This window comes from Micromonospora sp. CA-240977 (assembly GCF_050942285.1).
Lineage (GTDB): Bacteria > Actinomycetota > Actinomycetes > Mycobacteriales > Micromonosporaceae > Micromonospora.
Map to the genome: position 1 here is coordinate 1,986,767 of NZ_CP192055.1, position 14,199 is coordinate 2,000,965.

The window sequence follows — 14,199 nt, forward strand, 5'->3', positions numbered from 1 at the left end:
AGATTCCCCGGAATCTTTTCAAACAACGGCGTCGACCTCCAGCACCAGGCTCTGTTCCGGGTGCAGGGCCGGCAGTTGCACACCCACCCGGGCCAGCGCGGCCCCGCTGAGGGTGACGCCGCCCGCCAGCCAGGTCGGCGCGGCGCGCTCGATGGTCGCCGGGGCCGGCACGTCCGCCACCGGTCGCACCCGGTAACGCCGCCCGGGGTCCAGGCCGGGCAGCCGGACCGCGCCCGGAGTCTGCGTCACCGAGGTGGTCAGTCGCGCCACCGCGTACACCGCACGGGTCCTGTCGTGGTCGACCACGCCGTGTGCCCAGACGGCCGGGTCCGGGTGGTCGACCCGGACCACCCGGCCGGAGTGCAGCAGCGGGCGCAGCCGCTTGTGCAGTGCCACCCAGGCGGCCAGCTCGGTCTGCTCGGCGGCGCTGATCGAGGCGATGTCCCACTCGATGCCGTGGTGACCGAAGAGCGCGGTCGCCGCCCGGAAGCCCAGGTCGTGTACGCGGTTGGTGGTGTGCGAGCGCTGCGGGCCGATGTGCGTGCCGACCAGCTCCGGTGCCAGCAGCAACCCGGTCCAGCGCTGGATGCTGAGCCGTTCCAGGGCGTCGTTGCAGTCGCTGGCCCAGACCCGGTCGGTGCGGGCCAGGATGGCCAGGTCGACCCGGGCCCCGCCGGACGAGCAGCTCTCGATCTCCACGCCGGGATGCCGGCGGCGCAACTCGTCGAGCAGCCGGTAGACCGCCAGGGTCTGCCCGTGCACGCCGGGGCGGCCGTGGTGCCCGGCCTCGGTGAGGTCCCGGTTCTGGTCCCACTTGAGGTAGCTGATGCCGGGATGGTCGGTGAGCAGCGCGTCGAGGCGTTCCAGCAGGTAGTCGTAGGTCTCCGGGCGGCCCAGGTCGAGCGCCTGCTGGTTGCGCCACGCCGGAGGCAGCCGGCCGGGCACGGCCAGCAGCCAGTCCGGGTGCGCGCGGAACAGGTCGGAGTCGGGGTTGACCATCTCCGGCTCCACCCACAGACCGAACTCCAGGCCCCGTCCGGTCACGTGGTCGATGAGCGGTTGCAGGCCGTCGGGCCAGACGCCCTCGTCGACGTACCAGTCACCGAGGCCGGCGGTGTCGTCGCGCCGGCCGCGGAACCAGCCGTCGTCGAGCACGAACCGCTCCACGCCGATCTGCGCGGCCCGGTCGGCGAGGGCCCGCAACCGGTCCAGGTCGTGGTCGAAGTAGACCGCCTCCCAGACGTTGAGGGTCACCGGTCGGGGGAAGCGCGGGTGCCCGGGGCGGGCGCGCAGGTGCGCGTGCAGCACGTCGCTGAGCCCGTCCAGCCCGACGTCGGACCAGACCGCGTAGAGCAGGGGAGTGTCGTACGACTCGCCGGGGTCGAGCCGGATCTCGCCGGGGGCCAGCAACTCGCCGCCGCCGAGGGTCGACTCGCCGGTGGGCCGGCGTTCGGCGACTGTGACGTGGTCGCCGCTCCACGCGGTGTGCACCGCCCACACCTCGCCGTGGCCGAAGCCGAACCCGGCGGTGCCCGCCACCAGCAGCAGCGTCGCGTCGTGCCCGGTCCGGCCGTGCCGACCCTCACGGACCCAGGCGCCGTGCGGCCACGGGTGCCGCTGCGGGGACCGTTCCCGGCACCACCGGCCGGTGAGGTCGAGCAGCTCGGTGGCGACCGCCGGCACCGGCAGCACCGGGGTCAGCTCCCGGAGCTCGTACGCCGTGTCGCCGTCGTTGCGCAGCCGGTGCCGGACGGTCAGCAGGCCGTGCGGGTCGAGGGTGATCTCGCTGGCCAGCGACAGACCGGCGGCCGGGTCCGACGCCCGCACCGTCACCCGAGCGGCGTCCGGGCCGCCGTCGCGCAGGTCCAACCCGTCGAGGCGGAACGCGGTGGACCAGTCCCGCCCGTCGCGGTGCCCGGTCAGCCCCGGGCGACCGCTCCACCCCGCGCTCGGTTCCGGCAGCAGGGACAGCGCGGGCGGCTCGTCGAAGCTGCTCGGCATCACCGGCGGCACCGTCGCTTCGGCGAGCTGGCGCAGGGCGTCGTCGTCGAGGTCGCCGACGTCGCCGCCCCAGTGCACGATCCGGGGCAGCCCCGGGCCGCGCGCGTCGAGCACCAGGCTGGTCCGCGCGCGGCGCAGGTGCAGGATGGTCATCCTTTGGAAGCTCCCAAGGTCAGGCCCCGAACGAAGTGCCGCTGGAGCATAAAGAAGATCACCAGGGTGGGGATCGCGACGAGCACGCTGCCCGCCGAGACCAGGTTGTTGTCGGTGAAGAACTCGCCGCGCAGGTTGTTGAGCGAACTGGTGACGGGGAACTTGTCACCGGTGCGCATCAGGACGGTCGCCCAGAAGAACTCGTTGTAGATCCAGGTCACCTCCAGCGTCGCCAGCGCCGCCAGGGCCGGCCGGCACAGTGGCATGGTGACCTGCCAGTACTGCCGCCAGATGCTGGCTCCGTCGACCATCGCCGCCTCGTACAGGTCGCGGGGCAGCGCCTTCATGTAGTTGCTGAGCACGAAGACACAGAACCCGCACTGGAAGGCCACGTTGATCAGGATCAGCCCCCAGTAGCTGTCGTACAGCAACTCCGAGTCGCTCATGAACTCCGGCAGCGGCACCTCGGTGAACAGCCGGAACAGCGGGATGAGCAGCGCCTGCTGGGGCAGCAGGTTGGCGGCGGTGAACACCCCGAGCAGGACGACGTTGAGCTTCCAACTGAACCGGGCGATGACGAACGCCACGCACGAGGCGAGGAAGAGGGTGAGCAGCACCGCCGGCACGGTGATGTACACCGAGTTGAGGAAGTGCTTGCCGAACTCGGCCGTCCGCCAGGCGGTGACGTAGTTGTCGAGGGTCCAGCCGCCGAACGACACGTAACCGTTGGCGGCGGTGTAGTCGTACGAGCGCAGCGAGGTCAGCACCGCCCAGGCGATCGGAAAGATCCAGGCCAGCGATACGACGATGAGGAAGCCGTGCAGCAGCAGCCGCGCCGGCGTCAGTTTGCGGCGGCGGTGCGGCGGGTCGGTCTCGTCCTCGGTACGCCGGGTCACTGTCGCGGTGCTCATTCCCGGTTCTCCCTCATCACTGTCGCCAGGTAGATGGTGATGAAGATCAGCGAGACGACCAGCATGATCGTCGCCAGTGCCGAGCCGAAGCCGATCCGGCTCGCCTCACCCACCACGTTCTGGGTGACCAGCGCGGAGATCAGCTCCAGCCCGTTGCGGCCCTTGTTGACGACCCAGACCAGGTCGAACGCGCGCAGCGACTCGATGACGGTCACCACCAGCACGATGATGTTGATGGGACGCATGACCGGGAACACGACCCGGAAGAACGTCCGCCTCTCCGACGCGCCGTCGACCGCCGCGGCCTCCCGCAACGAGGGGTCGACGCCTTTCAGGCCGGCCAGGTAGAGCAGCATGATGTACCCGACGTGCCGCCACCCGGAGGCGATCATCACCGCCCAGATGTTGACGTTCGAGTCGCCGTACCAGTCGATGTTGCTGCCGAACACCGCGTTGATCAGGCCCTGGTCGCGGGAGTAGAGCAGCTGCCAGACGAAGCCGATGAGCGCCAGCGAGAGCACCACCGGCAGGTAGAGCGCGGTCTGGTAGAAGCGGCTGCCGCGCAGCTCCTTGTCCAGCAGGACGGCCAGGAACATGCCGAACGGGGTGGCGACCACGAACAGGGCGGCCAGCCAGAGCAGGTTGTGCTGGATCGCCGGCACGAACGGCGGGTAGATGTTCACCACGTCGCTGTAGTTGCGCGCGCCGACGAACTCGATCTCGTTCAGTGGGCCGATGCCGTCCCAGTCGGTGCCGGACAGCAGCACTGTCGCCGCGGCCGGCAACCAGACGAACGCGGTGACGAGCAGCAGTGGGACGAGCACCATCAGCGTGATGACCACGCGGTCGGTGCGGGACAGGAGCCGTAGCCGCCGGCGACGACCACCCGTGGAGGTGGTCGAGGCCGGCGGCGGCACGGCGCGATCCGCTTGGATCAGGGGCAGGTCGGACACGATGTCCTTCCCCTTCCGCCGTCAGTCAGTGAAGATCGACTTTTTCTGGTTCTCGATGGACGAGGTGAGCCCGTCAATGTCCTTGGGGTTCTTGATGAACTGCTGGATCGCCGGGATCATCACGGTGGAGGCGAAGTCCGGTCGGGTGTCCCGGTCGAGGAACTGCGCGATCTCGGTGGCCGACCCGACCAGCTCGGCGGCCTTCTTCTGCAACGCCGTGTAGCCGCCGACGTCCGCGCCACTGTTGGCGACGAGGACGGCTGGGTCGTTCTTGAGGTTGATGTCCGCGGCGGCCTTGCCGCCGAAGTACTCCAGCAGCTTGCGCGCGTTGTCCTCGTTCTTGGGCTTGCGGGCCATCATGTAGCCGTCGATCGGGGCGTCCAGCGCCTTCGCGCCGATGGCCGGGTCGATCTCGGGGAAGGTGAAGAAGTCGAGGTCGTCCTGCTCGTCGTTGCTGAACTGCTGACCGACGAAGAGGCCGAGCAGGTACATGCCGCTCTTCTTCTGCTGCAACGACTGCGCGGCCTCCTGCCAGGTGCGGCCGAGGCTGTCCGGTTGGTGCAGGGGGAGCAGGCCGGCCCAGGTGTCGAACACCTTCTTGACCTTGTCGGAGGTCCAGGCCTCCTTGCCGGCCATCAGGTCGACGTGGAACTGGTAGCCGTTGATCCGCAGGTTGAGGATGTCGAAGGTGCCCATCGCGGGCCAGCCGTCCTTGTCGGCGAAGGCGATGGGGGTGAGGCCGTCCTTCTTCATCTGCGCGCCGAGTGCGGTGAACTGGTCCAGGGTGGTGGGCACCTGGTAGCCGTGCTGCTGCCACACCGACTTGCGGTAGAAGACAGCCCACGGGTAGTACGTCGCCGGTACGAAGTACTGCTTGCCGTCGTCGCCGGTGGACGCCTTCTTGAAGGCGTCGGAGAAGCCGGAGAGCTTGCCCCACACGTCGCTGATGTCGCTGGCCAGGCCCTTCTGCGCGAAGAAGCGCATCCGGTAGCCGGCGAACCAGGTGAACACGTCGTCCGGCTTGCCCTGCAGGTAGTTGTTGATGTTCTCCTGGAACGTGTTGTGGTCGACCGTGTTCACCGCGACCTGGACGCCGGACGCGGTCTTGAACCCGTCGGTGACCTTGACGATGACTTCCTTCGGCTTCGGGTCGGACTGGTTCGAGCCGAGCGACACGTCCTTGCTGGACCCGCCGGAGTCGGAGTCGTCGCCGCAGCCGGCGAGGAGGCCGGTGCCGAGCAGCGCGCCCGTGCCAGCCGCGCCGGCCAACAGCGAGCGTCGGTTGATGCCGGCGACGGAGGGCGGTACGAGCCGAGCAAGGTACTCGGCTTGGGATCGGGGACGGGACATCTGTGCCTCCTGCGGATGAAGAGGTGCTACGCGAAGGGCCGTCAAAGGTGAGGTGGAGGTCCGGCGACGTGATCGCCCATCGGGATTCACCGAGAATCCACATTGGTCAACACGAACGGCCATTGGGGCCTCAAGTTACCCCTCGGTCAGGCGCTGTCAAGAGGGCAGTTCACCTTCGATAACCCAGTTGTGATACGGCTGTTACGCGGTAAACGTTGGAAAACGAATCGATGTTGGAACCTGTTGACTTCGCTGCCGTGCGAGGTGCACCCTCAGCTCTCATGCGGCAATGGCACGGGAACGGCATCTATTTCGGCGGCGACTACAACCCCGAGCAGTGGCCCGAGCAGACCTGGTCCGAGGACGTCGAGTTGATGCGCCGAGCCGGGGTCAACCTGGTCTCGGTCGGCATCTTCTCCTGGGCGCTGCTGGAGCCCACCCCGGGCCGATTCGAGTTCGGTTGGCTGGACCGGGTGCTTGACCTCCTGCACGACGGCGGGATCCAGGTCGACCTGGCCACCGCCACCGCCAGCCCGCCGCCGTGGCTGGCCAGGGCGCACCCCGAGACGTTGCCCCGCCAGGCCGACGGCACGATCCTCTGGCCCGGCGGCCGACAGGCGTACTGCCCCAGCTCGCCCATCTTCCGGGAGCGGTCGCTGGAGGTGGTGCGGGCGGTCGCCGGCCGGTACGCCGAGCACCCCGCCGTGGTGATGTGGCACGTCTCCAACGAGCTGGGCTGCCACAACGCGCACTGCTACTGCGACGTCAGCGCCGAGGCGTTCCGCAGCTGGCTGCGCGAGCGCTACGGCGACCTGGACCGGCTCAACGACGCCTGGGGCACCGCCTTCTGGAGCCAGCGCTACGGCGACTGGGCCGAGATCAACCCACCCCGCACGGTTACGGCCTTCGCCAACCCCACGCAGCAGTTGGACTTCCTGCGCTTCTCCTCCGACGAGCTGCGCGCCCAACTGCGCGCGGAACGCGAGGTGCTGAGGACACTGGTCCGTCAGCCGATCACCACCAACTTCATGATCGGCATGGGCGTCAAGCACATGGACTACCAGTCCTGGGCCGACGACGTGGACCTGGTGTCCAACGACCACTACCTGACCGCCGCCGACCCGCAGGCGCACCTCGGGTTGGCGCTCGCCGCCGACCACACCCGGGGCGTCGCCGGCGGTGACCCGTGGCTGTTGATGGAGCACTCCACAAGCGCCGTCCAATGGCAGCCGCGCAACGTGGCCAAGCTGCCCGGTCAGCTACGCCGCAACAGTCTGGCGCACGTCGCCCGCGGCGCCGACGGCGTGCTGTTCTTCCAGTGGCGGGCATCCCGGGCCGGCGCCGAGAAGTTCCACTCCGCGCTGGTGCCGCACGCCGGGCCGGACACCAAGGTGTTCCGCGAGGTCTGCCAGCTCGGCGCGGACCTCAAGGCCCTCGCGGAGGTACGCGGCAGTCGCGTGGACGCCGACGTGGCGATCCTGTTCGACTGGGAGGCGTGGTGGGGTGTCGAGTTGGATTCACACCCCAGCGTCGACGTGCGGTACGCCGACCGGCTGAACGCCCTGTACGGCGCCCTGTGGCGGGCCGGGGTGACCGCCGACGTCGTCCACCCGTCGGCCGACCTCAGCGGCTACCGGCTGGTCCTGGTGCCGACCCTCTACCTGGTCCGGGACGCCGACGTCGCGGCACTTCGCCGCCACGTCGAGGGCGGCGGGACGGCGGCGGTGACCTACTTCAGCGGCATCGTCGACGAGAACGACCACATCCGCCTCGGCGGCTACCCCGGCGCGTTCCGGGAACTGCTCGGCGTACGGACCGAGGAGTTCTTCCCGCTGCGCGAGGGCGAGCAGGTCCGCCTCAACGACGGCAGCACCGCCGACGTGTGGACCGAGTGGCTGCACCCGGACGGCGCGGAGGTGCTCGCGTCGTACACCGACGGGCCCCTGCCGGGCGTGCCGGCGCTGACCCGACACCGGGTCGGCGACGGTGCCGCCTGGTATGTCGGCACCCGGTTGGACGAGGCGGCCACCGACCGGCTGGTCGCCCGGCTCGTCGACGAGGCCGGCGTGCGCCCGGCGGCGCCGGCGCCGTCCGGCGTGGAGGTGGTCCGCCGGCGCGACGGCGACCGGAGCTGGCTGTTCGCGATCAACCACACCGACACCGAGGTACGCCTGCCGGTGCACGGCGTCGAGCTGTTGACCGGCGGACACTGCGCCGGTGAGCTGTCACTGTCGGCCGGTGAGGTGGCGGTGGTCCGTGAGGATCGGACCTGATTCTGACGACAGTCACTGCGCGAAGGAGGTTACCCACATGCTCGCCCAGCAGCGGCAGACCGCCATCCTCGATCTGATCCGTCAACGTGGCGGCGTACGGGTGAGCCACCTGGTCAGCCGGTTCGGTGTGTCCGACATGACGATCCGCCGCGACCTGGAGGCGCTGGCCGAGCGCGGCCTTGTGGACAAGGTGCACGGCGGCGCGACACTCGCCGGGCCGGGTTCGGCCGAGGAGCCCGGCTTCGCGGCGAAGTCGATCCGCCAACAGGCGGAGAAGCGCGCCATCGCCGAGCGGGCGGCCACGATGGTGGAGCCGGGGATGGCGATCGCGCTCTCCGCCGGCACCACCACCGCCGCGCTGGCCACCCTGCTCTCCGACGTCCGGGGGCTGACCGTGGTCACCAACTCGATCCCGGTGGCCGACGCGCTCTACCAGGATCCGCGCGCCGACCAGACGGTCGTGCTGACCGGCGGCATCCGCACCCCGTCGGACGCGTTGACCGGGCCGGTGGCCGAGGCGGCGATCAGCGCGCTCAACGTCGACCTGCTCTTCCTCGGCGTGCACGGGCTCAGTCCGCGCACCGGATTCACCACACCCAACCTGCTGGAGGCCGGCGTCAACAGGTGCCTGATCGGCGCCGCCCGCCGGCTCGTGGTGCTGGCCGACCACACCAAGTGGGAGACCATCGGCATCGCCACCATCGCCCCGCTGGAGGCCGCCGACGTGCTGATCACCGACGTCGGGCTGCCGGCCGAGGCGCGTACCACGATCGGCGAGCAGGTCGGCGAGTTGGTGGTCGTCGACCCCGGCTGAGCGGCGTCTCCTCGCGTAGCCCTGGTCAAGATCCGAGCAACAACAGGGAAAGTGGCCCCTCAGACGTCGCGGAGACAGCATCTTCACCGAAGTTGTCGCAGAACTTGGGCCGGCGCGTGCCGGGCTAGGGATCGTCGGCGGGTCGGCAGGGCGCGTGGTGGTCGGTCTGCCGCACACACCGGCGGCGATCGGGCATGATCCGGTCGCAGAAGACCCAATGTCGTACGTGCTGCGCGTCCTCGGCCGAGACGGTGATGCCAGCGACGTCGACCTGTGGCGTCGAGGCGAACGACCGGGCGAGACTACGGGCCATGTCCAACGCCCCGGCCAGATCGGGCACCGCCACCGGCAGGTGGATCACGTGTCGGGGCGGCGGTTCGGTCGACTCGGTGCACGCCAACACGGCGGCCCGAGGCAGCGGCGCGAAGATCTGGCCCGACGGGATCATGGCTGACGCCTCTCGGACCCGGCGCTGTGCCAGGCACGCAGTGCCCGCTTCACCCGGGCGTTCTCCGCACCGAGCAGCGCCAGGTCCTGGTGCAGCACGGTCAGGTCGAGCGCGACTCGGTGCAGGAACCGCCGTACCTCTCTGGGGTCGAGGCCCCGCCGGCCGAAGCCGACGGTGGCGAACTGACGGTCGCGGACGTGCCGCGGATGCAGCCGGCTGCCGTCGTACAGCGTGCCTCTAATCATCTGTCACCTCTCGTCGTCGGTCGATGGGTGAGTCAGGGTCGCGAGGGCGCCCTCTACGTGGTAGGTATTTCTTCAAGTCGGTTCGGAGCCGGGACTCGCACCTCCCGACGCTCTAGTTGAGACCCGACGAGAGCCGGTATGCGACTGCCACTCGCGAAGCCGTCTCTCGTCACCTTCTCGGCTGTTGGCGCAGCCGCGGTTGCCGTGTTAGCACCGGGCTTCCCCGGGGGCCGGCGATCACCCTCACCCGAAGGCCACGTTTCCAGTCGCCCAGAACTGGAGCAATGGTTCCTACGCGGGCCTTGCCAAGGAATTGAGAGGTGGACCATGCCGCACAAGCCGTTCATCCGGACCCTCCGCGCGCAATGGCTGGGTCAGCAATTGCGGACCTTGCGGGAGGAGCGGGGGATGACGTTGAAGTTGGTCGCCGAGCATCTGCAACGTGACATGTCCGCGCTTGGCCGCTACGAACGCGCGGATTGGCCGATCCGCAAGGGTGATGTAGTAGCGCTGCTGGATCTCTACGGCTTTCACCACGCAGCCGAGCGGGCCCGTCTGCTGGCACTCGCCGAGGAGGTGTGGCGCACGGATCGGTGGGACGAGGACTACGGCGACGTGGTGGACGCGTCCTTCATCGAATATCCCTGGCTGGAAGGTCGCGCGGAGCAGGTCTGCTGCTTCCATCTCACCCTGGTGCCGGGGCTGCTTCAGACCCGGGAGTACGCCGAGGCCGTCATCCGTAACGCGGCAGAACCGGGGGCCACCGAGGCGACGATCAACCGCTGGGTCGAGCTTCGGATGACCCGCCAAGAGGTTCTGCGGCGACGCCGCCCGCTCACGATTTCCACGGTGATCGACGAAGCCGCGCTGCGTCGGATGGTCGGCGGGCCGGAGGTGCTGCGCCGACAACTTCACCAGCTCGTGCAGACGCAACGGCTAGGCAATGTGGCTATCAGAGTCATGCCATACGGCGTAGCTCTGCATCAGGGGCTCGACGGTACGTTCTGGATATTCCGTCTGCCGGAGCCGTATCCTGCGGTTGCCTACGTGGAGTCTTTGGGCGGGCGACTCTACCTGGAGTCGCCGAAGGCTGAGCGCTTTGTTCGCGCCTATGGTCGTCTGCTGGATTCTGCGCTCAGCGAGAGTGAGTCAACGAAGTTGATCACGAGCATCGCGGAGGAGTTGTCATGAGCGAGAGCATGTCCGAGGTCGCCTGGCACATCAGCAGTAAGAGTGACAGCAACGGTGGCAGCTGCGTCGAGGCAGGGCCGATCCTGGACGGGTCCGGTCGAGTGGCGGTACGGGACAGCAAGGATCGTGCGGCGGCAACCCTCGTCTATCCCGCCGGTGGGTGGACCGCGTTCGTCCTCGGCATCAAGGACGGCGAGTTCGGCTAGGGCCGGAGAAGTGCTTCGGTGGCCCGGTCGACCAGCCAGCGCTCCGCCTCGTCGTACGACCAGCCGCCCTCATCGACGAGCTGTGGCCAGGAGTGCAGTCCGAAGTAGAACCAGAGCACCTGGGTGGCCTGTGCGACGGTGAGGCCCGGGCGTAGCGCGGAGAGCTCGTCGAGACGTGCCGCGCCGACCCGTAACGCCTGCCGGTACGCCGCCGCGCCGTCACGCGCCGCTGCCGCCGCGCTCGCCGTCATGCCCGCCGCCGCCCTCATCAGCTGGATGGTGTGGGGGCGGCTCTGGTGGCCGTACCGTGTCCCGGCGCCGATCAGGCGCACGACCTCGCCGGGGTCGGTGGCAACCGCGATGGCCGCCACGGTCTGCGCGGTCTCCGGGTCGTTCACGCCCGCCTCGATGAGCGCCCGCAGCAGCGTCGGCTTGCCGCCGACGCTGGTGTAGACGGTCGCCACGGCCACCCGGGCGCGGGCGGCGATGTCGTTGACGGTCGTGGTGGCGTACCCCTGCGCGATGAAGAGGTCCAGGGCCGCATCCAAGATCAACTGCCGGGTCTGTTCGGCGCTCTCCTGGCGCCGGTTGGCGCGGGGGTGAGCAGCCACCAGGGCACTCTACCGGCCGCATTCGTCAGAAGGGTATTCTGATGAGTATGCGAGTCCTCTTCTCGAATGTGCCCTCATTTGGTCACTTCCTCCCGCTCCTGCCCCTGATCCGCGCGTTCCGGCGTCAAGGCCACGACGTTGCCGTGGTGACCGCCGCAGGCATGATCCCGCTCACCGCGCCCGAGGGGATCGAGCTGCTGCCGGCCGGCCCCATGCCGGATGTCCTCTTCGCCGAGGTGGGGCGCAAGCTGGGCATCAACCCCGCAACTGAGCCGATCCCGGAGGCGGTCGCCGAGTTCTTCGCCGGGGTCCGGGTCGACCTCAGCGCCGGCGAGGCACTGGCGCAGGCCAGAAGTTGGCAGCCGGATCTGATCGTCAACGAGATGCTCGACTTCGTGGGGCCGCTGGTCGCCGCCGGCCTCGACGTACCGCTGGCCACCCTCGCCTTCGGCCCGGCGGTGCCGGCCGAGTTCACCGACCCGCTGATCGCGGTGGTCCGCTCTCGCTACGAGGAGCGCGGGCTGCCCGCGCCGGAGCGCGTCCAGGCCGGGCGGTGGCTGCTGGACACCTGCCCGCCGGGGTTGCAGTTCGAGGACTTCGCCGTGCCGCAGGGGGTGGAGCGGATCGCGCTGCGGCCGGAACCGCACCAGGCGTCCGACGCCCCGACGGGCGCGCACATGCCGCCCGCCGGCGGGCGTCCCCGGGTGTTGGTTAGTTTCGGTACGGTCTTCGCCGACCCCGCTGTCGTCGGCCCGCTGCTGGGTGCCCTCACCGACGTCGACGTCGACGTGCTGGCCACGCTCGGCCTCGACGGCAAGCCGGAGGACTACCAGCTCGACTCGGAGCGGGTGGAGTTCAGCCCCTTCGTGCCGCTGGCCCAGTTGCTGGAGCACGTCAGCGCGGTCATCACCCACGGCGGCGCCGGCACCACCCTCGGCACGCTGGCCCGTGGCATCCCGATGGTGGTCGTACCCCAGGGCGCCGACCAGTTCATCCAGGCGGACCGGGTCGCCGTGTCCGGGGCCGGTCTCGCGCTGACGCCCGGGCAGGCCGAGCCGGCCGCGATCGCGGCGGCTCTGCGCCGGCTGCTCGACGAACCGACGTTCACCGAGGCGGCTCGCCGGCTCAGCGCCGAGATCGTCGCGATGCCGTCGCCGGACGAGGTCGCCGAGCGGCTACGCGCCGAGGTGATCGGCTAGCTCGGTGCTGACCTTCCCGCCGGCACCGGCCAGCGCGCTGCCTCGTGCTCCGTCTCGGACGCCGCGGCGAACTGGCGACAGGCCGAGCTCCTCGCGGAATCCATGACCGACGCGAGTTCCCGGAAATGGGGCTCTCCCAGTCGCGGTGACACCCCGATTTCCGGGAAGCCGAGTCGATCAAGCGGCGCCGACGGACGCCCGGGATGTGCGGCGGCTTCACAGCCACCTCACAGGGGTGCTGGATAGGGTGCCGGTCGAGTCAACGTCCGACTCCAGCCTGGAGCGGTCGGCGTCGCACAGGAGTTCCGATGGTCTTCAAGAAGATGTTGAGCGCGTTCGGTGTGGGCGGTCCCAGTGTGGACACTGTGCTGACCAACCCCAACACCCGGCCCGGCCTGACCCTCGACGGGCAGGTCAACCTCGTCGGTGGCGACGCTGAGGCGGCCATCGAGCAGGTGGTGATCGGTCTGGTGACCCGGGTGGAGGTCGAGGGGCACGACGCCGAATACTCGGGCACCCTCGAGTTTCACCGGATGGCGGTCAGCGGCCCGTTGCAGCTCGCCCCGAAGCAGCAGCTCTCGATCCCGTTCCAGCTGCCGATTCCGTGGGAGACCCCGATCACCGACGTGTACGGCCAGCGCCTGCACGGCATGACGATGGGCCTGCGCACCGAGTTGGCGATCGCCCGCGCGGTCGACAAGAGCGACCTGGACCAGGTGGCGGTGCACCCGCTGCCGGTGCACGAGCGGATCCTGGAGGCGTTCCAGCGGCTCGGCTTCCGGTTCAAGCACGCCGACCTGGAGCGCGGTCACATCCGGGGCGTCCAGCAGACGCTGCCGTTCTACCAGGAGATCGAGTTCTTCGCCGCTCCGCAGTACGCGAGCACCATCCGGGAGGTCGAGCTGACCTTCGTGACCAGTCAGCGAGGCGTCGAGGTCATCCTGGAGTGCGACAAGCGCGGCGGCTTCCTCAGCGCCGGGCACGACGCGTTCGGTCGCTACCAGGTGGCGCACACCGACGTCGACCGCGTCGACTGGGCGCAGGTCGTCGACGGCTGGTTGCGCGAGACCACGTCCCGCTACGGCAGCCTGCGCTCGCAGTACGGCCCGAGCCACGGTCACGGTCCTGGCCGCGGGCACGGGATGGGCGGCATGGTGGCCGGGGCGGCGCTCGGCGTCGCCGGCGGCATGATCGCCGGCGAGATGATCGAGGACGCGTTCGAGGGTGACTTCGGCGGCGACTTCGGTGGGGACTTCGGCGGCGACGAGTAACCGGTACGAACACCACGGTGGCCTCCGGGAGGATCTCCCGGAGGCCACCGTGCACTGTGTAGCGGTCAGTGCCGAGCCTTGCGCTCCTCGCTGCTGCGCCAGTTGCTGCCGGCCTTCGCGAGGCCACGGCTACCGAGGTAGCCAAGCGTCAGCAGGGTGATCAGGAACCAGGCGTTGTCGGCCCGGAAGATGTCCACCCCAGTGGAGTTCCTGCCAACGACCTGCGACGCGCCCAGTACGGCGGCCACCGCGATCAGGTAGATCCAGAACTCGGTGGTCTTGAACGCCTGCTTGGTCTCCGTACCGGGTGCCTGCATGTCGTTGCGACGCCCGTCGTGCATCACCGGCATCTGCTGGGTCTGCACGTCCCGCATCGACGCGGGATTCTGCGGGTCGTTCATGGGCCGGTTCATCGGCCGGGTGGAAGCAGCCTGCGTGCTCATCTGGTCCTCCTCAGGATGCGATGAGTCGTACCTGCATTCCCTCGCCCCGCTACCGCGTGTCGGCCACGGCAGGGTTCGCTTTCACGGCGGGGACAACCCCCGACTACCCGAGGCCCGGGAGCAGGTAACA

14 protein-coding genes are annotated in these 14,199 nt (G+C 69.4%); 6 read left to right on the forward strand and 8 right to left on the reverse strand.

Annotation, left to right across the window (positions count from 1 at the left end; all coding sequences use genetic code 11):
• Nucleotides 1–18 precede the first annotated feature (18 nt).
• From ACQPWW_RS09285 to ACQPWW_RS09300, 4 genes are read right to left on the reverse strand one after another with little or no spacing between them, the layout of a single operon-like run.
• Entirely contained in the window at nt 19–2,154 is a 2,136-nt protein-coding gene (locus ACQPWW_RS09285) for an alpha-galactosidase (RefSeq protein ID WP_433131057.1), read from the reverse strand.
• Nucleotides 2,151–3,065, reverse strand: a complete 915-nt coding sequence (locus ACQPWW_RS09290; RefSeq protein WP_433131060.1) for a carbohydrate ABC transporter permease — start codon at nt 3,063–3,065, stop codon at nt 2,151–2,153. Before ACQPWW_RS09290 ends, ACQPWW_RS09285 begins: the two co-directional genes overlap by 4 nt.
• Complete coding sequence (locus ACQPWW_RS09295; RefSeq protein WP_433131061.1) at nt 3,062–4,018, reverse strand: carbohydrate ABC transporter permease; 957 nt, start codon at nt 4,016–4,018, stop codon at nt 3,062–3,064. Before ACQPWW_RS09295 ends, ACQPWW_RS09290 begins: the two co-directional genes overlap by 4 nt.
• Nucleotides 4,019–4,039: 21 nt before the next feature.
• Complete coding sequence (locus ACQPWW_RS09300) at nt 4,040–5,368, reverse strand: ABC transporter substrate-binding protein (protein ID WP_433131063.1); 1,329 nt, start codon at nt 5,366–5,368, stop codon at nt 4,040–4,042.
• A gap of 281 nt (nt 5,369–5,649) precedes the next feature.
• Here ACQPWW_RS09300 and ACQPWW_RS09305 point away from each other — a divergent pair, with 281 nt between their 5' ends.
• The gene (locus ACQPWW_RS09305; RefSeq protein WP_433131065.1) at nt 5,650–7,641 is read left to right on the forward strand and encodes a beta-galactosidase; all 1,992 of its coding nucleotides are present in this window, start codon (nt 5,650–5,652) and stop codon (nt 7,639–7,641) included.
• A gap of 37 nt (nt 7,642–7,678) precedes the next feature.
• Nucleotides 7,679–8,455 carry a DeoR/GlpR family DNA-binding transcription regulator gene (locus ACQPWW_RS09310; protein WP_433131067.1) on the forward strand — a complete coding sequence of 259 codons (777 nt, stop codon included), beginning with the start codon at nt 7,679–7,681 and terminating at the stop codon, nt 8,453–8,455.
• 124 nt (nt 8,456–8,579) lie between these two features.
• Here ACQPWW_RS09310 and ACQPWW_RS09315 read toward each other — a convergent pair whose 3' ends face one another.
• Both ACQPWW_RS09315 and ACQPWW_RS09320 read right to left on the reverse strand, forming a co-directional pair.
• Nucleotides 8,580–8,768 (reverse strand): hypothetical protein, encoded by a 189-nt coding sequence (locus ACQPWW_RS09315; protein ID WP_433134242.1) that lies wholly within the window; start codon nt 8,766–8,768, stop codon nt 8,580–8,582.
• Between the two features lie 131 nt (nt 8,769–8,899).
• Nucleotides 8,900–9,148, reverse strand: coding sequence for a DivIVA domain-containing protein (locus ACQPWW_RS09320; protein WP_433131069.1), 249 nt, complete (start codon nt 9,146–9,148; stop codon nt 8,900–8,902).
• A gap of 327 nt (nt 9,149–9,475) precedes the next feature.
• Here ACQPWW_RS09320 and ACQPWW_RS09325 point away from each other — a divergent pair, with 327 nt between their 5' ends.
• Together ACQPWW_RS09325 and ACQPWW_RS09330 are read left to right on the forward strand one after the other, a co-directional pair.
• Complete coding sequence (locus ACQPWW_RS09325) at nt 9,476–10,339, forward strand: helix-turn-helix domain-containing protein (RefSeq protein ID WP_433131071.1); 864 nt, start codon at nt 9,476–9,478, stop codon at nt 10,337–10,339.
• Nucleotides 10,336–10,545, forward strand: a complete 210-nt coding sequence (locus ACQPWW_RS09330; protein ID WP_433131073.1) for a DUF397 domain-containing protein — start codon at nt 10,336–10,338, stop codon at nt 10,543–10,545. Before ACQPWW_RS09325 ends, ACQPWW_RS09330 begins: the two co-directional genes overlap by 4 nt.
• Here ACQPWW_RS09330 and ACQPWW_RS09335 read toward each other — a convergent pair.
• Nucleotides 10,542–11,156: a TetR/AcrR family transcriptional regulator gene (locus tag ACQPWW_RS09335; RefSeq protein ID WP_433131075.1), complete on the reverse strand. Its 615-nt coding sequence runs from the start codon at nt 11,154–11,156 to the stop codon at nt 10,542–10,544. The two genes, ACQPWW_RS09330 and ACQPWW_RS09335, sit on opposite strands and share 4 nt — an antisense overlap.
• A 41-nt stretch (nt 11,157–11,197) precedes the next feature.
• Between ACQPWW_RS09335 and ACQPWW_RS09340 the strand changes: the two genes are divergently transcribed.
• Both ACQPWW_RS09340 and ACQPWW_RS09345 read left to right on the forward strand, forming a co-directional pair.
• Complete coding sequence (locus ACQPWW_RS09340; protein ID WP_433131077.1) at nt 11,198–12,355, forward strand: glycosyltransferase; 1,158 nt, start codon at nt 11,198–11,200, stop codon at nt 12,353–12,355.
• A gap of 308 nt (nt 12,356–12,663) precedes the next feature.
• Complete coding sequence (locus tag ACQPWW_RS09345; protein WP_433131079.1) at nt 12,664–13,626, forward strand: sporulation protein; 963 nt, start codon at nt 12,664–12,666, stop codon at nt 13,624–13,626.
• Nucleotides 13,627–13,691: 65 nt separating this feature from the next.
• On the opposite strand, the gene ACQPWW_RS09350 is transcribed toward ACQPWW_RS09345, so the two are convergent.
• A complete protein-coding gene (locus tag ACQPWW_RS09350) occupies nt 13,692–14,069 on the reverse strand; it encodes a hypothetical protein (RefSeq protein ID WP_433131081.1) in 378 nt (125 codons plus the stop codon).
• Nucleotides 14,070–14,199: the final 130 nt, after the last annotated feature.